At 70.9% G+C, this 19,195-nt stretch carries 16 protein-coding genes; 1 reads left to right on the top strand and 15 read right to left on the bottom strand.

From position 1 onward, the window contains the following. Positions 1–180: 180 nt before the first annotated feature. From ACH5AF_RS29825 to wrbA, 7 genes are all read right to left on the bottom strand, one after another. The gene (locus ACH5AF_RS29825) at positions 181–1,269 is read right to left on the bottom strand and encodes an LLM class flavin-dependent oxidoreductase (RefSeq protein WP_398906048.1); all 1,089 of its coding nucleotides are present in this window, start codon (positions 1,267–1,269) and stop codon (positions 181–183) included. Positions 1,270–1,466: 197 nt separating this feature from the next. Next, complete coding sequence (aroC, locus tag ACH5AF_RS29820; RefSeq protein WP_398905891.1) at positions 1,467–2,651, bottom strand: chorismate synthase; 1,185 nt, start codon at positions 2,649–2,651, stop codon at positions 1,467–1,469. 2 nt (positions 2,652–2,653) lie between these two features. Continuing rightward, entirely contained in the window at positions 2,654–3,868 is a 1,215-nt protein-coding gene (locus ACH5AF_RS29815) for a 3-hydroxybenzoate 6-monooxygenase (protein WP_398905889.1), read from the bottom strand. 137 nt (positions 3,869–4,005) lie between these two features. Further along, a complete protein-coding gene (aroA, locus tag ACH5AF_RS29810; RefSeq protein WP_398905887.1) occupies positions 4,006–5,274 on the bottom strand; it encodes a 3-phosphoshikimate 1-carboxyvinyltransferase in 1,269 nt (422 codons plus the stop codon). Beyond that, a complete protein-coding gene (locus tag ACH5AF_RS29805; protein WP_398905886.1) occupies positions 5,274–6,017 on the bottom strand; it encodes an SDR family NAD(P)-dependent oxidoreductase in 744 nt (247 codons plus the stop codon). Before ACH5AF_RS29805 ends, aroA begins: the two co-directional genes overlap by 1 nt. Positions 6,018–6,301: 284 nt before the next feature. Further along, the gene (locus ACH5AF_RS29800) at positions 6,302–7,387 is read right to left on the bottom strand and encodes a DUF6081 family protein (RefSeq protein ID WP_398905885.1); all 1,086 of its coding nucleotides are present in this window, start codon (positions 7,385–7,387) and stop codon (positions 6,302–6,304) included. A gap of 157 nt (positions 7,388–7,544) precedes the next feature. Further along, entirely contained in the window at positions 7,545–8,162 is a 618-nt protein-coding gene (gene wrbA / locus ACH5AF_RS29795) for an NAD(P)H:quinone oxidoreductase (protein ID WP_398905883.1), read from the bottom strand. 604 nt (positions 8,163–8,766) lie between these two features. Between wrbA and ACH5AF_RS29790 the strand changes: the two genes are divergently transcribed. Continuing rightward, positions 8,767–9,648, top strand: a complete 882-nt coding sequence (locus ACH5AF_RS29790; protein ID WP_398905881.1) for a shikimate dehydrogenase — start codon at positions 8,767–8,769, stop codon at positions 9,646–9,648. A gap of 118 nt (positions 9,649–9,766) precedes the next feature. Here the strand turns inward: ACH5AF_RS29790 and ACH5AF_RS29785 are convergent, their stop codons facing one another. From ACH5AF_RS29785 to ACH5AF_RS29750, 8 genes are all read right to left on the bottom strand, one after another. After that, the gene (locus ACH5AF_RS29785; RefSeq protein WP_398905879.1) at positions 9,767–10,966 is read right to left on the bottom strand and encodes an IS701 family transposase; all 1,200 of its coding nucleotides are present in this window, start codon (positions 10,964–10,966) and stop codon (positions 9,767–9,769) included. A gap of 402 nt (positions 10,967–11,368) precedes the next feature. After that, a complete protein-coding gene (locus ACH5AF_RS29780; protein WP_398905878.1) occupies positions 11,369–12,487 on the bottom strand; it encodes a 3-dehydroquinate synthase family protein in 1,119 nt (372 codons plus the stop codon). Then, positions 12,484–13,047 (bottom strand): shikimate kinase, encoded by a 564-nt coding sequence (locus tag ACH5AF_RS29775; protein WP_398905876.1) that lies wholly within the window; start codon positions 13,045–13,047, stop codon positions 12,484–12,486. The genes ACH5AF_RS29780 and ACH5AF_RS29775 overlap by 4 nt, the downstream gene beginning before the upstream one ends. After that, positions 13,031–13,363, bottom strand: coding sequence for a hypothetical protein (locus ACH5AF_RS29770; RefSeq protein WP_398905874.1), 333 nt, complete (start codon positions 13,361–13,363; stop codon positions 13,031–13,033). Before ACH5AF_RS29770 ends, ACH5AF_RS29775 begins: the two co-directional genes overlap by 17 nt. 258 nt (positions 13,364–13,621) lie before the next feature. Then, entirely contained in the window at positions 13,622–15,505 is a 1,884-nt protein-coding gene (locus tag ACH5AF_RS29765; protein ID WP_398905872.1) for an anthranilate synthase family protein, read from the bottom strand. Further along, the gene (locus ACH5AF_RS29760) at positions 15,502–16,161 is read right to left on the bottom strand and encodes an isochorismatase family protein (RefSeq protein WP_398905871.1); all 660 of its coding nucleotides are present in this window, start codon (positions 16,159–16,161) and stop codon (positions 15,502–15,504) included. The genes ACH5AF_RS29765 and ACH5AF_RS29760 overlap by 4 nt, the downstream gene beginning before the upstream one ends. A gap of 36 nt (positions 16,162–16,197) precedes the next feature. Next, positions 16,198–16,983 (bottom strand): 2,3-dihydro-2,3-dihydroxybenzoate dehydrogenase, encoded by a 786-nt coding sequence (locus ACH5AF_RS29755; protein ID WP_398905869.1) that lies wholly within the window; start codon positions 16,981–16,983, stop codon positions 16,198–16,200. Positions 16,984–17,205: 222 nt separating this feature from the next. After that, the gene (locus ACH5AF_RS29750) at positions 17,206–18,429 is read right to left on the bottom strand and encodes a 3-deoxy-7-phosphoheptulonate synthase (protein ID WP_398905867.1); all 1,224 of its coding nucleotides are present in this window, start codon (positions 18,427–18,429) and stop codon (positions 17,206–17,208) included. Positions 18,430–19,195: the final 766 nt, after the last annotated feature.

Here is a 19,195-nt window from a genome sequence, read left to right as displayed (position 1 = left end):
CGGCCCGGACAGTGTGGCCGCCGCCGCGCGGGGGTGTCAGCGGACGCACGGGACTTCGTCATTTTCGCGGCGGCGGCGCGACGAAGTGGCCGGGCGCGGATCGAACGGAGCCTCGACCACGTAACGGAGCAGGGGCCCGCCGGCTGTGGCCGACGAGCCCCTGCTCCACTCCCCTCGCGCCTACTGCGCGGCGCGCTCCCGGTCCCGCCGGGCCACCCGCTCCGCATGGGTGGGCCCCGCGGGCACGTCTGCCGGGCGGCCCGCGGCGAACTCCTTGCGGAGCACCGGGAGCACTTCATCCCCGAACAGGTCGAGTTGTTCCAGCGCGGTCTTCAGCGGAATCGAGTGTGCGTCGACGATGAACAGCTGTCGCTGGTAGTCGCCGAACGTCTCCCGGAATCCCAGTGTCTTGTCGATCACTTCCTGCGGGGAGCCGACACTCAGCGGTGTCTGCTCCATGAAATCTTCCAGACGGGCGCCGCCGTACAGAGGGGCGTTGTCGAAGTAGGGGCGGAATTCCCGGACCGCGTCCTGGGAATTCTTCCGCAGGAAGAACTGGCCACCGAGTCCGACGACCGCCTGCTCGGGCGCGCCGTGCCCGTGGTGCGCGTAACGCTCCCGGTACAGATTGACCAGCCGGACGAAATGCTCCTTGGGCCAGAAGATGTGGTTCGCGAAGAAGCCGTCGCCGTAGTACGCGGCCTGCTCGGCGATCTCCGGGGAGCGGATGGAACCGTGCCAGACGAACGGCGGCACGCCGTCCAGCGGCCGGGGTGTCGCCGTGAAGCTCTGCAGCGGCGTACGGAACCGGCCCTCCCAGTCCACCGGTTCCTCGCGCCACAGCCGGTGCAGCAGCGCGTAGTTCTCGACGGCGAGCGGGATGCCCTGGCGGATGTCCTTGCCGAACCAGGGGTACACCGGCGCGGTGTTGCCGCGGCCCATCATCAGGTCGACCCGGCCGTCCGCGAGGTGCTGGAGCATCGCGTAGTCCTCGGCGATCTTCACCGGGTCGTTGGTGGTGATCAGCGTGGTGGCGGTGGACAGGATGATCCGCTGCGTCCGCGCCGCGATGTGGCCGAGCAGCGTCGTCGGGGACGACGGTACGAACGGCGGGTTGTGGTGCTCGCCGGTGGCGAACACGTCCAGACCGATCTCCTCGGCCTTCTCGGCGAGCGCGACCATCGCCTTGATGCGCTCGTGCTCGCTGGGCGTGCGGCCGGTGCTCGGATCCCTGCCCACGTCCCCGATGCTGAATATGCCGAACTGCATGCTGTCCATCCCATCTCCGCCCGGACTCACTCCGGTGGCCGGCCTGCCGGTACGGGTCCCGCGAGAGGAGATGCTCGCCGCGCCCCCTCCGTCGTCTGCCCACGGCGCCCAGTGTTCCCTCACGCGTCCCCGCACCGAACCGGTGCGCCGCTACTTGGTCAGGTCCGCGGCCGGAGGCCCGGCCGCGGACCCTCCCATCAGCCGACGGCGAGCGCGTCCAGGTAGGAACGGATGTTGCGGCGGGTCTCGTTGACGCTGTCGCCGCCGAACTTCTCGGCGACGGCGTCCGCGAGCACCAGCGCGACCATCGCCTCGGCGACGATCCCGGCCGCGGGCACCGCGCACACGTCGGAGCGCTGGTGGTGCGCCTTGGCCGGCTCGCCGGTGCGGATGTCGAAGGTCGCGAGCGCCTTGGGCACGGTCGCGATCGGCTTCATCGCGGCCCGCACCCGCAGCACGTCACCCGTCGACATACCGCCCTCGGTGCCGCCCGAGCGGCCCGAGGTGCGGCGCACACCCTGCTCCGTGCGCACGATCTCGTCGTGCGCCTGGGAACCGGGCACCCGGGCGAGGTCGAAGCCGTCGCCGACCTCGACGCCCTTGATGGCCTGGATGCCCATGAGCGCGGCGGCGAGCCGGGCGTCGAGCCTGCGGTCCCAGTGGACGTGCGAGCCCAGACCGACAGGCACGCCGTACGCGAGGACCTCCACGACGCCGCCGAGGGTGTCGCCGTCCTTGTGGGCCTGGTCGATCTCGGCGACCATCGCCTTGCTCCCGGCCTCGTCCAGGCAGCGCACCGGGTCCGCGTCGAGCCGGTCCACGTCGCCGGGGAGCGGCAGCGTCCCGGACGGTGTCCGCGCGGCTCCGAGCTCCACCACGTGGGACAGGACCGCGATCCCGGCCGTCTCCCTGAGGAACGCACGGGCCACCGCGCCCAGCGCGACGCGCGCCGCGGTCTCGCGGGCACTGGCCCGCTCCAGCACGGGGCGCGCGTCGTCGAAGCCGTACTTCTGCATACCGGCCAGGTCGGCGTGACCGGGCCGCGGCCGGGTCAGGGGAGCGTGCCGGGCCAGGTTCGCCAGCACCTCCGGATCGACCGGGTCCGCCGACATGACCTGCTCCCACTTGGGCCACTCAGTGTTGCCGACCATGACGGCGACCGGGCCGCCCTGGGTCAGGCCGTGCCGGACGCCGCCGAGGAAGGTCACCTCGTCCCGCTCGAACTTCATCCGCGCGCCGCGGCCGTACCCCAGACGCCGCCGCGCCAGCGCGCCGGCCACCACCTCCGTGGTGACCGGAACACCGGCCGGCAGCCCCTCCAGCGTCGCGACCAGCGCCGGACCGTGCGACTCACCCGCGGTGAGCCAGCGCAGACTGCCCATGATCAGATCAGTCCGGCGGGAACGGCCGGGGCGACGTGGCCGGGGACGCCGACCTTGCTTCCGTGCAGCCAGTCGACCTTGTCGTACATGTCGTCGGCGCTGAGGGATGCCAGCATCGCGTTGCGCTCCTTGGCCGCCTCGCCCGCCGGGTGGTACAGCTGCCGGCCCATCTCGCGAGCCACGCGCTGGGTGGCGGCGGTGCGCTCGCGGCGTTCGGCGTTGAACTTCTGGAAGTTCACCTCGAACTCGGACGCCTCGGTGCCGATCAGCTCCCCGAGCACGACCGCGTCCTCGACCGCCTGGCAGGCGCCCTGGGCCGCGTACTGGAGCATCGGGTGGGCGGCGTCGCCGACGAGGACGACCCGGCCGTCGGCCCAGTTCGCGACCGGGTCGCGGTCGCACAGGACCCAGCTGCGCCAGTCCTCGCCGAGGTTCAGCAGACGGCGTGCGGTCTCGCCCAGCTCGGGGAACTCGCCGAGCACGCGCTCCTTGGCGACCGGTTCGCCCAGTACGGCCTTCGTGGCGCCGTCGTCGCGGGTGGCGGCGAGGTTGAGGAACTTGCCCTCGCCGATGGGGTAGTGGACGAAGTGCCACTTGGGCCCGGCCCACAGCGTGACGGTGTTCCAGCGCAGCTCCTCGGGGACCTTCTCCATCGGGATCACCGAACGGTAGATGGTGTGCCCGGACACGCGCGGGAAGCCGTCCCCGACGAGCTGCTTGCGGACGAAGGAGTTGATGCCGTCGGCGCCGATGAGCGCAGCGCCGGTGACCTCCTCGCCCGAGGTGAGACGTACGGTGACCGAGCCGGCGTTCTGCTCGTAGCTCAGCACCGAGGCGTTCGTGCGCAGCTCGATCGTGTCGACGGCGCGGCACGCCTCGAGCAGCGGCGCGTAGAGGTCGATCCGGTGGACGACCGCGTACGGGTTGCCGAAGCGGCGGCGGTACTCGCCGGTGAGCGGCATGGAGGCGACCTTCTCGCCCGTGGTGCCGTCCATGAAGCGCAGTTCGTCGATGTGCACGGCGCGGGCGCGGACCTCGTCGCCGACGCCGAGCTGGTCGAGTGCCTGGAAGGCGTTCGGGCCGAGCTGAATGCCGGCGCCGATTTCGGTGAAGGTGTCGCGTGCCTCCAGGACCGTGACCCGGTGGCCGCGGCGGGAGATGCTGAGGGCCGCCGCGAGACCGCCGATCCCACCGCCCGCAATGATGATGTCCGTCATCTCGCTCTCTCTTCTCGCTACGTGTGTCTGCTGCTCGTTGGGCGTCTGCTGTGCCGTGCATGCCGTGCGGTGCGTGCCATGGGTGTGCGCCGTGGGTGCAGTGCAGTGCCGTGCGCCCCTTGGGTGCCGCGCCGGGCTCAGCGCGCCGGCGCGGGGAAGCTCGCCTGCGGGCCGAAGAGCCTTGTGAGCTCCTCGTGGAAGCCGGGGAAGGTCTTGGCGACGCAGTCCGGGTCGTCGAGGGTGATTCCGGGAGTGCGGAGCCCGAGGACGGAGAAGGCCATGGCGATGCGGTGGTCGCGGTGGCAGGCGATCTCGGTCGGCGCCATCCGTCCGGGGTGGACGGTGATCCGGTCCTCGCCCTCCTCGACCCTGATGCCGCCCGCGCGCAGGTTCGCCGCGATCGCGGTGATCCGGTCGGACTCCTTGAACCGCGCGTGGCGGATGCCGTGGACGGTGATCGGACCGTCGGCCAGAGGAGCGACGGCGGCCAGGGTCATGAAGGTGTCGGAGATGTCTCCCATGTCGACGTCGAAGCCGCCGGACAGCCGCCCGGTGCCGGTGACCGTCGTGGCGTCCGGGCCGATCTCGACCTCGGCGCCGGTACGGGCCAGCACCTCGGCGAACCGCAGATCGCCCTGCAGGCTGTCCTTGCCCAGGTGGGGCACGGTGACGGCGGTGCCGGTGACCGCCGCGGCGGCGAAGACGTACGAGGCGGTGGAGGCGTCCGGTTCGATCCGCAGCCCGGTGCCGGTGTAGCCCCCGCGCTCCACCCGCAGCCGGCCCTCGGCGTCGATGCCGACCTGGGCGCCGAACCGGCGCATCAGCGCCGTCGTCATGTCGATGTACGGGCGGCTGACCAGCCCCTGCGCCGCGACGGTCAGCGGCTCGCGCATCAGCGGCGCGGACAGGAGCAGGCCGGTGAGGTACTGGCTGCTGACCGAGGAGTCGAGCGTCAGCTCGCCGCCCGCCAGCCCCCGAGCGGTGATGTGCAGCGGCAGTCCGCCGCCGTCGCCCGTCTCCACGCGTGCGCCCAGTTCGACCAGGGCGCGGGTGAGGGGGCCGAGCGGCCGGGCCCTGAGCTGATCCGACCCGTCGAAGTGGAACTCGCCCTCGCCCGCCGCGGCGAGGACGGGCAGGAAGCGTGCCGCTGTGCCCGCGTCGGCGCACCAGACAGCTGCTCCGGCCCGCGGCGCGCGGCCGAGTCCCGTCACCGTCCAGCGGTCGTCGCGCACCTCGACGCCGACGCCGAGGTCGATGAGCGCCTGACGGAAGGCGACCGTGTCGTCGCTGAGGAGAGGAGCGGTCAGTTCGCTCGTCCCGTCGGCGGCGGCGGCCAGCAGCAGGGCCCGGTTGGTGAGGGACTTGGACCCTGGGATACGGGCGGTCCGGGCACGTGTCCCGGACATCAGAGGGTCACCCCGCCGTCCAGTACCAGGTCGTGCCCGACGACGAACTTGGATTCGGGGCCGGCGAGCCATGTCACGGTGTCGGCGATCTCCTCGGTGCGCGCGACCCGGCCGGCCGGGGCCGACGTCTTCACGTGCTCCTCCCATTCGGCGCGGCCGTTGGTGGCCTCCACGTCACCGGGGCTGATCGAGTTGATGCGGATGCCGTCGCCGATGTGCTCCTGCGCGGCGGCCTTGGTGAGAGCGGACAGCGCCGCTTTCGTGGACGCATAGGCCCCGAATCCGAGCCGGCGGCCGTTGACGCTGACATTGGTGGAATGATTGACGATCACACCGCCGCCATGCTCCCGCATATGGGCGATCTCGTGCTTCATCAACAGCCAGACACCGGTGAGATTGGTGGAAAGGACTTCACCCCATACGGCTTCGCAGGTTTCCACGATCATGTGCGGGTGGGGGACCCAGCAGGCGTTGTTGAACGCGATGTGCAGCCCGCCGTGGCGTTCCACCGTTGATTTCACGAGCCGTATGACGTCCAGTGCGTGCGTCACGTCGGCCATGACGGCGTCGGCCTCGCCGCCCTCCTTCTCGATCAGGGTGACGGTGTCCGTCAGGTCCCGGGGTTCCCGCCCGGCGACCACCACGGTGGCGCCCTCCCTGGCGAAGGCCAGCGCGGTCGCTCTGCCGGTACCGGAACCACCTCCGGTGACAAGTGCGACCTTGCCGGTGAATCGTGCTGTCATCAGGATTCTCCTGGTAGCGGGCTGAAGGGGCGATGCTCCGCGGACGGGACAGTGGATTCACACCGCTGGACGGCCGCGAGCAATTCATTCCGCTCGCAAGTAAGCGATGCGAATAACCTCTGGAGTCCCCTCAACTCTGCGTTGCGCCATGGCCTTCGATCAATGTGTGGCCGGTTACTTCGTCAGTTGGCCGGATATGCCCGAGCACATGGAAAAAGCCCCGCTTTTCCTTTCCGGTCGGACCGGGAATGGAAAAGCGGGGCCCTGCGCGGGGGGCTTGGGCGTCAGAACCGGGCGCCGGTGACGCTCAGTTGGCGCACGTCAAGACGCGCACCCTGTCCCCAGAGCCTGTTGCCCGGCAGGCTCTCCGGGTCGACGAAGGTCTGCGGCACCGGCGCGCCGGCATCGGGGTCGTGGTACGAGGTGGTGTCGGTGAGCTTCACCAGGGCGCCGTCGGCCTGCGCAGCCGTGCCGTCCAGGCCGGGCGCGTCTGCGTCGAGGAGCGTGAACATCCCGAACCCCGCCGCCAGTTGGCGCGGCGCGATCAGTTCCTCGCGCCCGCCGAGGTCGATGAGGAGATGGGTGCGGTCCTTGGGCCGGAAGCCGATCCTGTCGACCTTGTAGACCTCGCGGCCGTCCACCTTCCACACCACCGTGCCCGCGGCCCGGTCGTAGGAGATGGCCAGGTCGTTGACCTGGTCGGCGCTGAGGCGCCGCTCGACCGGGAGGGCGTAGGAGAAGGCCGCGTGGTCGGCGCCGGGGGTGGGCAGCCGCTCGTAGAGGGCGTAGATCCAGCCGTTGGTGACGAAGAAGTCGAAGACCATGTTCGACTCCAGGTCGATCGTGGTCATCGCGCCCGCCGCGAGCCGCAGGTCGACGCGCGGGTTCGCCACGGCGTCGCCGAACGGATGCTGCTCGGTTCCGAACGTCCGCGCGCTGAGCGTCGAGTCGAACGTCAGCACCGTGCCGGGCGTGGCGTCGAAACCCAGGACGCCGCTGCTCGCCGGGTGGTTGGCGAGGGCGAGCCACTTGATGTGGTCGAGGCCGCCATTGCCGCCGTCGGACTCCTTGCCCGTGGTGTAGGCGAAGGCAGGAGCGCCGGTCGCGCGATTGGTGCCGGTGGGCACGACGCGCAGCCCCGCCTGCGAGGTGGAGGTCAGGCCGTCGCCGTGGGGGAAGGGGCCCAGCGGCGTCAGCGACCACTTGGCGTCGTCGCCGGTGTGGTCGAATCCGCCTCGGAAGTCGTCCCAGGTGGTACGGGCGCGGATGTCGGCTCCGGACGGGGAGGCCGACCCCGCGGCTGCGGGCATGAGGGCCGCGGCGAGGGCGACCGTCAGCACCACCGGCAGGTGGAAGAACGCGCGTTTCACAGCACTGGCTCCCTGTGGTGTGTCGACGAACGGGGCGGACCTGGGCCGTCGGACGAGGGATCGATCCCCGCCACGCCCGGTCCCCTGCGGCATCCGGGGGCGCGGGGGCGCGTGGGTCCGCCCGCGCCCGCGGCGCACAGGGGGAGGAGCCCTTGGATCAGGACGCGGCCTCGAGCCCGCGCTTCAGCGCGGTCCCGATCTCCACGGCACGACGGGCCTGGAACTCGGCGGCGGCCAGGTTCTCGGTGCCGGGAACCTCGTTGTTGTAGCCGACGTGGCTGGCGCCGTACGGGTTGCCGTTCTTGATGTCGAACTGCACGCCGTCGGCGAAGCCGGGCGGAACGATGATCGCGCCCCAGTGGTAGAAGGTGTTGTTGAGGGCCAGGATGGTGCTCTCCTGACCGCCGTGGGTCTGCGAGGTCGAGGTGAACGAGGAGACCACCTTGTTCACCAGCTTGCCCTGGGCCCAGATGCCGCCCGTGGTGTCGATGAACTGCTTGAGCTGGGCGGCCGGCAGACCGTAGCGGGTGGGTGTGCCGAAGAGGATGACATCGGCCCAGACCAGGTCGTCCAGGGACGCCACGGCGATGTCCTTCGTGGCCTCGCGGTGCGCGGACCAAGCCGCGTTGGAGGCGATGGCGGCCTCCGGAGCCAGCTCCGCCACCTGGCGCAGCCGGACCTCGGCGCCCGCCTTCTCCGCCGACTCGGCGGCGGCCAGGGCGAGCTTGTGGACGTTACCGGTCGACGAGTAGTAAATGACTGCGACGTTGGTCACGGTGGTGCGCTCCTTGTCGGAAATGCGATGCATGGTCGGTTCGGAACCGCACCTGACCATCCCCCACGGGTCATTGAGCTCTCAAACGATTCGCGGCGATTTCGTCACGTGCGGCGGGGGAACCGCCCCACCGGGCGTGCGGCCCGGCGGTGTCTGGACGGCACACCGGTCCGGCGCCGCCCGCTCCTGCCCGACCGACGCCCAGGAGGCCGAGCTGTCACGCCCGTTCGGGTGCGCGAGGACCACGACACGTCCCTCGCGACCCGTACCCGGCGCGGCCCGGGCGGGCGGTCGGCGGCGCGGCGCAAGGCCCCGCGCCGCACGCCGTGAGATCCGCTCGCTCACGAGGGGGAGGCAACTGACGAAGTATCGGCCGATGCATGCACACACCAAGCGCTACGGGTAACCCTGTGTCAGATAACGGAAGCCGGCAATCCGTGCGGTCGTTCCCGCCCACCGGGAGTGCTCGTACCCGCCCCCGGACCTCGACCGCCGGGTGGTCCCCCTGCGGCCGTTGCCCTTTGTGATCGCCCATGCCCCGGCCGCCCCCACGGCCGTACCGCCGTCGCCTTCCGCCCCGGCCGATCCGACAAGGAGCACCGACATGAGCACCGCTCGCCTCTCCCCCCGCCAACCCGCCTCGTCCAGGCCACGCAGCGGAATGCGTGCGGCGGTGCTGGGCTCGCCCGTCGCGCACTCCCTCTCCCCCGTGCTGCACCGCGCCGCCTATACCGCCCTGGGCCTCGCGTGGTCGTACTCCTCCGTCGAGTGCGACGAAAAGGGGCTGCCCGCACTGCTGGACTCGCTCGACGAGTCGTGGGCGGGGCTGTCCCTGACCATGCCGCTGAAGCGCGCGGTGCTGCCCCACGTCGACGAGGTGACACCGCTGGCGCTGGACGTCGGCGGCGCGAACACCGTGGTGCTGCGCGACGGCAGGCGGTACGGCGACAACACCGATGTCCACGGAATCACCACCACGCTGCGCGAGGAGGGCCTGGGCGGCGACGGAAGGCCGGACGCCGTGGTCCTGGGCGGCGGCGCTACCGCGTGCTCGGCGCTGGCGGCGCTGCGGGAACTCGGGCAGAGAGAGATCCCGGTCGTCGTACGGCAACTCAGCCGCGGTGCCCTGGTCTGCGCGGCCGCCACGCGGCTCGGTGTGGCCGTGCGCTTCCACACGTTCGACGAGCTGGGCGACGCCCTCGCCGGCGCACGCCTGGTCGTCTCCACTCTGCCGGCGGGCGCGGCCGATCCGTACGCCGGAGCGATCGCGCGCAGCGGCGCCGACGTCTTCGACGTCGTGTACACGGGCTGGCCGACGCGGCTCGCGAGGGCCGCGCGCTTCGGCGGCGCACGGTCGGTCGGCGGGCACGCGATGCTGCTGCATCAGGCGGTCCGTCAGGTCGAGTTGATGACCGGTCGCTCGGACGTGCCGGTGGAGGACATGCGCCACGCCGTGGGCGCGGAGCTCGACCGAAGGGCCGCCTAGACCTCTCTCCGCGACTCACCGCGGGCAGGCGCGTGCGGGAGGAACACGGGGCGGGCACGCCGGGCCGCAGCGCGGGGAACGCCGCGGGCCGGGTCCGGGGCTCGTCGGCCCCGGCCGCTCAGGCGGAGCGGATCAGGCTGCGTGCACTGCGCTCTTCCTGGTGGCGTGCGGCGGAGAGCGTCACGATGGCGTGCGCCACGGAGCTGAGCGTGACATGACGGTGCCAGCCGCCGAACGTGCGGCCCTCGAAGTCCCGTACGCCGACCCGGGTGCTGATCTCGGCGAAGTCGTGCTCGACCCGTTCGGTGAGCCTGCCGAGCCTCAGCAGCACGGCGGGCGGTGCCTCGGTCAGGTTGGTCAGCCACAGCTCCCCCGGCTGCCGCTCCCATCCCGACCAGGCGCCCGCCAGTTGCAGCGGCAGCCCGCCGCCCGGAGCGGGCAGGCTGACCCGCGTACCGGTCACGAGCGCCGAGCGGTTGATCGAGCTGTTCGGATCGACCCAGCCGACCTGCCGGGACGCCTTCTTCACCCACTCGATCAACTGCTGTGCCTGAAGCCGTCGTTCGGCGTGCCCGGTGGAAAGGGTGTCGTTGGGCACGAGCAGGGTCGTGCCGCCGATGCGCAGGACGAACGGGACACCCTTGCGCGCGAAGTTCCGTGCGAGCACGGCCGCGTCGTGGTCGCGTGCGTCCATCACCACCGGACGGCAGCGCAGTCCCCAGGCGCGCAGCGGTTCCAGGACGGCGTGCAGCGCGACGGCACCGGGATCGGCCTCGCCCTCGCCGTCGGGTATCTCTGCGCGCCTGCGCCGTTCCTTGTCCTGGAGCCAGTCCGCCGGGAGGATCAGCCGCCAGTTGATGGGTGCGCTCTGCTCCTCGTTGGCCAGCCAGACGCCGTAGGACTTCTGGCTGTTGACGACCCGGCCGAGCTGCGGCACGAAGGACTCCTCGACCCCCACCGTGTGCTCACCGGTCTTGACCACGAACATCGGCCGGACCACCCAGGCGTGCGGCAGCAGCGTCCGGTCCAGGTGGCCGGCCAGTGCTCTGCGCACCGCGAGCCAGTCCCACGAAGACTTGCTGATGAAGTGGTGCAGCCGCTGCTCGGCAGCTCCCCCGCCGATGACCGAGGCGATCGACCGCATGGACTTGCGCCCGGGGATCGAGAGCAGTCCGGAGATGTACCACTCGCCGCGCTCGCGCTGATCCCGGCGCGGCAGTGACGTGAGCATGCGCTTGGAGAACTCGGTCACGAAGTTGTCGTCGACATCGCCCCAGGCGATGTCCGGTCGTCCTTCCCTGTCCCTGGTCCCTTCCACAGGGCCCCCTTCCCTGGATGCGACCTGGTCAGCGGACTCGGTGCGGGCTCGCCGCGGAGTGCCTGACCTGGCCAACTCGACCACCATACCAAACCACGCAGTCGGTTTTTATTCGAAATAAGCCAGTCACAGTTCGTCAGGTCAAAGGGGCCAGCCACTGGCATATGCAGCCAGGCCGGCGGGTGAAGGGGGCAATGGGCAGCTCAAAGCCCCGAGAGGGTCATCACGCAGCGGACCTCTCGGGGCTTAAAAACAAGGATGTTAGTCTGTTTTCTGTCAGTTGCTGGTCACCACAAAATCGTCACACATTTCTTTCCGTACCGCGCATGCTGTGAATCTCCCGGCCGGCCGTCGGAGGACGCCGGTCCGGGGGACGCCGGCCGGGCGGCCTGCGCACGGCGCTCACGAGCCGATCCGGCGGTACGCCTCGTCCTGCAGCGCCCCCTCCGGGTCGTGCAGCAGACCGGGCCTGCCGATGGCGTCGAGCACGACCAGCGGCGCCGCGTCGTCCCCGGCGCCGGCCGTCAGGACCTTCCGCAGCCCGGCCCACGCCTCGCGGGGGTACGACGTGGGCAGTCCGACGGCGGCGAGCACCTCGCGGTGGCGTTCCACGGACTCGTCGTCCAACCGGTCCGCGAGCCGGGCCAGTTCGGCGGCGAAGACCATGCCCACGGCCAGGGCGTGCCCCGGCGGTACGCGGTAGTGCTCCACGCGCTCGATCGCGCGGCCGAGGGTGTGCCCGTAGGCGAGGCTCCAGGCCACATCCTCGTCCTGCCGGGCGAGGGCCGCGGTCTTGACCCGTACGGCGCGCTCGATCAGTCCGGCGGCGTCGCAGCCGGCCGGACGGGTGGCACGCACCGGATCGGCGGCGATCAGGTCCAGGATCACGGGGTCGCCCACGAAGCCCGCCTTGATCATCTCGGCGAGCCCGCCGAGATGACCCCCCTCGGGGACCGTCGCGAGCAGCTCCGGATCGCAGACCACTCCGGCCGGCGGATGGCACACGCCCACCAGCTCCCGTCCTTCGGGCACGTTGATGCCGGCGGCACCGCCGACCGCCGCGTCGACCATGCCGAGCAGCGTCGTCGGCACCAGGACCAGCGGCACACCGCGCCGCCAGGTCGCCGCGGCGAAACCGGCGAGGTCCAGCGTCGCACCGCCGCCGAAGGCGACCACGGCGTCCGCGCCGGTGACCCCGGCCGCGGCGAACCGGGACCAGACACCGGCCAGGACGCCGATCTGCTTGGCCGCCTCGCCCTGCGGGATCTGGAGCACGGCGACACGGCGGTCGTCGGCCTCCAGCGCCGCGCGGATGGACCGCACCTGACAGCTCAGGGACTCGTCGAGGACGATGGCGACCGTCTTCGCCCGCTCCGGAAGAAGGCTGACGACCGCGGAGGCGGCCTTCTGGCCGATCAGGACGTCGTACGGCCGCTCACCGCCCGCTCTGACGCGCAGCGGATGCCGGCCGCCCAGCGCTTCGGGAGAGGCGGGCACGAGACCTGGGAATACGGTGCTCACACGGGCTCCTTCGCTCGTGGGAAGGCCCCCGCGGACCGCCCGGAGAGCAGCGCGGCGATCCGGCCGGCCACCTCCTCGGGGCGCTCCCCGGTCCCCACCGTCACGGTGTGGCGGGCCAGTCTGCGGTAGATGGGGGTACGTACGCCGAGAACCGTGCGCAGCCGTCCGTCCGGGTCGTCGGCGAGCAGCGGACGGCTCGACGCGTCGCCGATGCGGGCCAGCAACTGCTCCAGCGGAACGGCGAGATGGACGACCGTGTGCGAGCGCAGCGCCTGCTGCACCGAGAAGTCCAGAACCGACCCGCCGCCGAGCGCGAGGACCCCCGCGTGGGTGGCCAGCGCACGATGCACCGCGGCCCGCTCCAGCAGCCGGAAGTGCGCCTCGCCCGTGCCGTGCAGGATGTCGGCGATCGCCCTGCCCGCCGCCGCCTCCAGATCGGCGTCCGTGTCCCGGAAACCGACGCCGAGCAGGCCGGCGAGCAGCCGCCCCACCGTGGTCTTCCCCGCACCCGGCGCGCCGATGAGCACGGCGGCCGGACGGCGGTCAGGACGCGAGGGCACGGCCGTGTCCGGCGAGCGAGTCCAGGGTGTGCAGACCCTGGACGGTGGCTTCCACCTCGAAGGCGTGGCGGTGACCGGGCGGTGCCCCGATGATCTCGGCCGCGCGGGTGGGGATCGGCTGGGCGGCAGCCTCGGCGGACTCCCACAGGAAGATCGCGCCCCAGCGCTGGCCGGCCTCGTCGGAGATCCAGGTCTTGAGCACCAGTCCGGGGACGGCCGCGAACCGGTCCACGGCCTCGTCCCGGAGGAATTCGCGCAGCCCGGCGATGGTGCGGCCGGTGCCCGCGAGCTCCCACCAGACGACTACGGCATGCATGGCTGTTCCTCCTCGGCGGTGAACACCCGCCTGTGTCGGGTCTGTTGTCCGGTCTGTTCTCGGTCTGCTGTCCGGTCCGCTGTCCGGTCCGCTGTCCGGTCTGCTGTCCGGTCTGCTGTGTGTCGGGCTGTGGAGCAGCGGCCGCGGGCGAGGTGTCAGGGGAGGAAACACCGCGCCCGCGGCCCGCCGTCCGTGCCGGTCCGGCGGCGGGGGATGGTGCCGGACCGGCGGGCCGACCGGGGCAGGAACTGCCCTGGATCAGTCGGCCGTCAGGGGGGTGAGCAGATCACCGATGATCCGCACACCGTCCTCGGTCAGGATCGACTCGGGGTGGAACTGCACCGAGCGGAAGCCCGGTCCGCGCAGTCCGTGCACTTCGCCGGTCGCCGCGTCCCGGCTCACACCGACGGGTGCCCCGATGATCTCGGGCCGCACGGTCTCGGTGGCACTGCGCGCGGCGAAGGTGTTGTAGAAACCCACCTGTTCCGGCCTGCCGAACAGATCGATCTTCCGCTGCACGCCCTGGTTGGGCCGGTCCCTGCGGACCAGGTCGAGGCCAAGGATCGTGCTGAGCACCTGATGGCTCAGGCACACCGAGAGGAACGGCATGCCCTTCGCCAGCAGTTCCCTGGTCGCGCCGTGCAGGTGGGCGATCTTCGGGTGGCCCACATCGCGCGGGTCGCCGGGGCCGGGCCCGAGCACGACCAGGTCGTGTCCGTCGAAGGTGTACTCCTCGTCGAAGCGCCGGACCGTCACCTCCATGCCCAGCGAGCGCAGCTGGTGCGCCAGCATGCCGGTGAAGGTGTCCTCGGCGTCGACGACGAGGACCTTCCGGCCGGCGAGCGCGGGCACCGTGCGGTCCCGGGCGCCCGGCTCCTGGAGCCAGTACGCCGAGATCGACCGGTTGCGCTGGTCCAGCGCGGCCAGCACGTCCGGGTGCCGGGCGAGCCCGGTCTCCGTCGCGCCGAGCGCGGCGAGCAGCCCGGACGCCTTGGCGCGCGTCTCGGCCACCTCGGACTCCGGCTTGGAGTCCCTGACCAGCGTGGCGCCGACGCCGATGGTGACCCGGCCGGCGGTGGAGATCTCCGCGGTTCTGATCATGATGGCCGAGTCCAGGGTCGGTCCGCCCTGGGCGTCCCGGCCGATGAGGGCCAGCACCCCGCTGTAGTAACCACGGCCCTGGGGCTCGTACTTGGCGATCACCTTCGCCGCGCTCTCCAGCGGGCTGCCGGTGACCGTCGGGGCGAACATGGTCTCGCGCAGGATCTCCCGCGGGTCGCGGCCGCTGCGTCCCTCGATGAAGTACTCGGTGTGCGCGAGGCGGGCCATCTCCTTGAGGTAGGGGCCCACCACGCGACCGCCGCCGTCGCAGATCCGGGCCATCATCTTGAGCTCTTCGTCGACCACCATGTAGAGCTCGTCGGCCTCCTTCGGGTCGGCGAGGAAGGCGGTCACGCCCTCCAGCGTCGGTCCGGTGGCCGGGTAGCGGTAGGTGCCGCTGATGGGATTCATCACGGCGGTGCCGCCGTGCAGGCTCACGTGCCGCTCGGGGCTGGCGCCGACGAACGTACGGTCGCCGGTGTGCACGACGAAGGTCCAGTAGGCACCGCGCTCGCCCTCGAGCAGGCGGCGGAAGAAGGTCAGCGCGGCCGTCGGGGACCAGTTGCCGATATCGGCGACGAAGGACCTGCGGATGACGAAGTTGGCGCCCTCACCGCTGCCGATCTCGTCGGCGAGGATCTCCCGCACGGTCTGTGCGTAGTTGTCGTCGTCGACGTCGAAGGCGCCTTCCGACACCGAGATGGCCTGGTCCGGCAGCCGGTCCAGCACCTCCAGCAGCGGCAGGGAGTCCTGGTCGCGCACGGACAGGGTGATCAGCGGGGCGCCGTCGTCGGCCGCCGCGTAACCACGCTCGGTGATCTGGCGGTAGGGCACCACCACGAGCACGTCGTGCTCGGCGCGCCCGGTGCCGGCCATCCGTACGCCGCCGCTGGAAGGCACGTCCGCGAGCACGGCCGGGGTGGACAGCTCGCCGATGAGCACGTCGACCCGGTCAGCACCGCCCGCCTCGGGGCGGTGCAGCAGGGCGAACGGAGGCGGATCCGCCGCCAGGACCAGATCCAGGATGGTGTCGTCGGTCATCGCGTCCCTCGGCTCTGCGCCGGAGCCAGCTGGTCCAGCACGGTCTTCGTGGTCACGGTCATGGCGCAGCGCTGCGCCGCGTACTCGAGTGCCATCCGGTGGTACTCGTGGCTGAAGTCCGCGATGGCGTCGCCCACGAGGAAGGGCTGGATGTCGTGGGTGAAGGCGTCCGTGGTCGTCATGAGGACGCCGACGTGCGCGTACACCCCGCAGACGATGAGCTGGTCGCGTCCCGTACTGCGCAACAGGTCGAGCAGTTCGGTGCGGAAGAAGGCGCTGTAGCGCCACTTGGTGAAGACGGTGTCACCCTCGGCCGGGGTGAGGCCGTCGACGACCTTCCGGTGCTCCGGCTCCACCGTCATGCCGGGGCCCCAGAAGTCCTTGAGCAGGCCGCGCTCCTCGTCGGTCATGCCGCCCGGCTGGGCGGTGTACGTCACCGGTATGCCGAGTTCCGCGCAGCGCTCCCGCAGAGCGGTGGCGTTGCGGACCAGGTCGGTCACCGGTGACTCCCCGGCCGGGAACGGCCGCAGGAAATACTTCTGCATGTCGTGGATCAGCAGGACCGCGCGTTGCGGGTCCACGGTCCACTTCGCGATGTTCTCGGGCATGTCCCCCTGACCCGGCATCGGATAGGGGCTGATCGTGGGCAGAGCCATCCGGGATCTTCCTCTCGGCTGGTGGGTGGCGGACAGTCAGTGGCCGAGCGCCGCACCGCCGTCGACCGTGAGGTCGTGCATGGTGATGTGCGCGGCACGGTCGGACAGGAGGAACAGCACGGCGTCGGCGATGTGCGAGGGCGCGGCCAGCCGTCCCATCGGGATGCCGACGCGGAAGGCGCCGGGCACGCCGTCGATCGAGGAGCGTGCCGCGCTGCCGTCGTCCCACAGGGAGGTCAGCATCGGGGTGTCGGTGGAGCCGGGCGCCACCACGTTGCAGCGGATGCCGTACCGCGCGACCTCGAGGCCGAGGACCTTGGTGAACATGGTGGACGCGGCCTTGGAGGCCGAGTACGCGGACATGTCCACGCGTGCCGTGCCGGCGGCGTTGGAGGCGATCGTGACGATCGCTCCGGAGCCCCGGTCGACCATGCGGTTGACCACCGCGCGGGACATGAAGAACACGCCGCTGGTGTTGACCGCGAAGGTCGTGGCCCAGTCCTGGTCCGTGAGCGCCTTCGCCTTGCCGAGGCGGAGCACGCCGGCGCCGTTCACCAGGTACTGGATGCCGCCGAGCTGCTGCTCGACCGCGTCCACCACGGCTTCGACCTCCGCGCTGTCCGTGACATCCGCGGGGTAGGCCTCGGCCACCTGCCCCACCGCGCGCAGTTCCTTGGCCAGTTCCTCCAGTGGCTCCAGATTCCGGTCGACCATGGCGACCGCGGCGCCGTCGGCCGCCAGAGCGCGCACCACTGCCTCGCCGATGCCGCCCGCGGCGCCGGTGACGAGGGCTACCTTCTTTTCCGTCTTGTCGACATTCATCGTGGTCCCAAAGCTCGGGGATTGCGGCGGCCAGGGCCGCCGGGATTCGGTGGACTGTTGTGCCGCACCACGAAATCCCGGCGGCTTTCCGCCATTTCCTGCTGCGGACGTACGGGGTGTGCCTTCCGCACGAATTCCGTACCCGTGCGGTTTCTCAAGAAGCGTGTCGGTTGTCGTGTCCGACACCTGTTGCGTTTCGCGCCGTTCCTTTGTGCCGGGCGCCTACATGTGCCAGGCGGAGGCGACTTCCAGCGCCTGTCCCGGATTGAGCCGCGGGTCGCACAGGCTCGTGTACTTGTCCCCGACCCTCTCCAGCAGCGAGGCGTCGTGCACACACTCGGAGACCTCGTCGGGCGTGGTCTCCAGGTGCAGCCCGCCCGCCGTGCCGCCGGCCTCCGTGACCGCCTTCTGGAACTCCTCGACCTCCCGGACCACCGTGGTGACCAGGCGGGTCTTGAAGCCGTCAGGCGAACTGAAGGTGTTGCCGTGCATCGGGTCGCACATCCAGATGACCGGGTGTCCGGCCTCCCGCACCGCGCGGACGAAGCCGGGCAGCCGCTCGGCGACCCGGTCTGCGCCCATCCGGGAGATGAGCGTCAGCCGGCCGGGCGTACGGTCCGGGTCGAGCCGCTCGCACAGGGCGAGCAGCCCGTCGCGGTCCATGGTCGGGCCCACCTTGCAGGCCACCGGGTTGGCGACGGTGGCCAGCAGGTCGACGTGAGCGCCGTCCAGCTGCCTGGTCCGGTCGCCGATCCACGGCCAGTGCGTCGAGGTGAGGAAGAGACGTCCCTCCTCGTCCCGGCGCAGCTGGGGGAGTTCGTAGTCCAGCACCAGCGCCTCGTGACTCGTCCACACCGGTGCGTCGACCGGCGAGAGCGAACGGACGGACCGCGAGCGCAGCGCGTCCATCGCCGTGGCCGCCGCATCGTGCCCGGACAGCAGCCGGCGCGGGTCGGGCCTGCGCAGCTCCGGGTCGGCCTCGGGACTGTTGACCAGGTGGCCGCGGTAGACCGGCAGTTCGACCCCGCCGACGACCTCGGTGGAACTGGAGCGCGGCTTGCCGAACTGCCCCGCCATCCGGCCCACCTGAAGGACCGGACGCAGCGAGTTCAGCGACATGACGCCGGCGAGAGCGTCCAGCAGCGCGGTCTTGCGTATGACGTGCTCGGGCTGGCATTCGAGCGGATCCTCGGCGCAGTCGCCCGCCTGGACCACGTGGAGCAGCCCCTCGGCCACCTCTGCCAGCAGATAGCCGAGGGTCCGTATCTCCTCCATCGCGACGAGCGGTGGTCGCCGGGAGAGTTCGCGCACCGCATGGGCCGCGTCCTTTGCGTCCTCCCATTCCGGCTGCTGGAGAGCCGGCAGCTTTCGCCAGCGCTGCGTTTCACCCTCAGGAAGCACTTCTCCGAATCCGGTCGGCCTTTCCGAGATTGTATGACTCGTCACCCAGGACCTCCATCGTGAGAATTCCCCATCGTTACTACGGCTCCGGTGCATCGACTCCGGACCCCCCGTCACGGATTTCCGAGAATCGAACCCCAAGTCGAGTTTCCTTGCCCCGATTTGATGGGTCAAAACCGACCTCCGAACTTCGTCACGTGACGAAGGCACCACAATTCCGAGACAAAGTAGGGGCCTTTTTCTGTCACCTGACGTCGAATCCGGAAAGTATGGCCACGACCTGGTCAGGTCACACGGGCACAAAAAAGCCGCCCGTCCTTTTTCCTTTTGGAAAGAGGACGGGCGGTATTTTTCGCCGGCGCCGCGTCGGCGATGTGCTGCGATGTGCGCACACCCGGCCGCGCGCAGAGCCACGGCCGCGCGCATCACCCTCCCCCTGCGGCCTGGCGGCCGTGGGAGATACCCCCAGGAGCTGGCACAGCGCGATCATCCCGCGATTCGTTGAACGATTGCGCCGGGGACCGGCTGGAAGCCGTGTACGCCCCGGCCCGGAAAAGCCGGCGGCCGCCGGTGTCGCTGATCGCGACAGGCGGCGGCCGTATGCGGGAGCAGTGCGCTGCCCCGCGGCGGTGTACGCCTCCGGGCCCGCGTCCGGCGGCCGTATGCGCGCCTGAGGTCAGGCCACCGGCACCATGCCGCGACACCTGCCGTCAAACCACCGGCACCATGCCGCGACACCTGCCGTCAAACCACCGGCACCATGCCGCGACACCTGCCGTCAAACCACCGGCACCATGCCGCGACACCTGCC

The sequence above is a fragment of the Streptomyces sp. NPDC018833 genome (assembly GCF_044390825.1).
Classification (GTDB): Bacteria; Actinomycetota; Actinomycetes; order Streptomycetales; family Streptomycetaceae; genus Streptomyces.
This window is presented reverse-complemented; position numbering and strand designations above follow the sequence as displayed.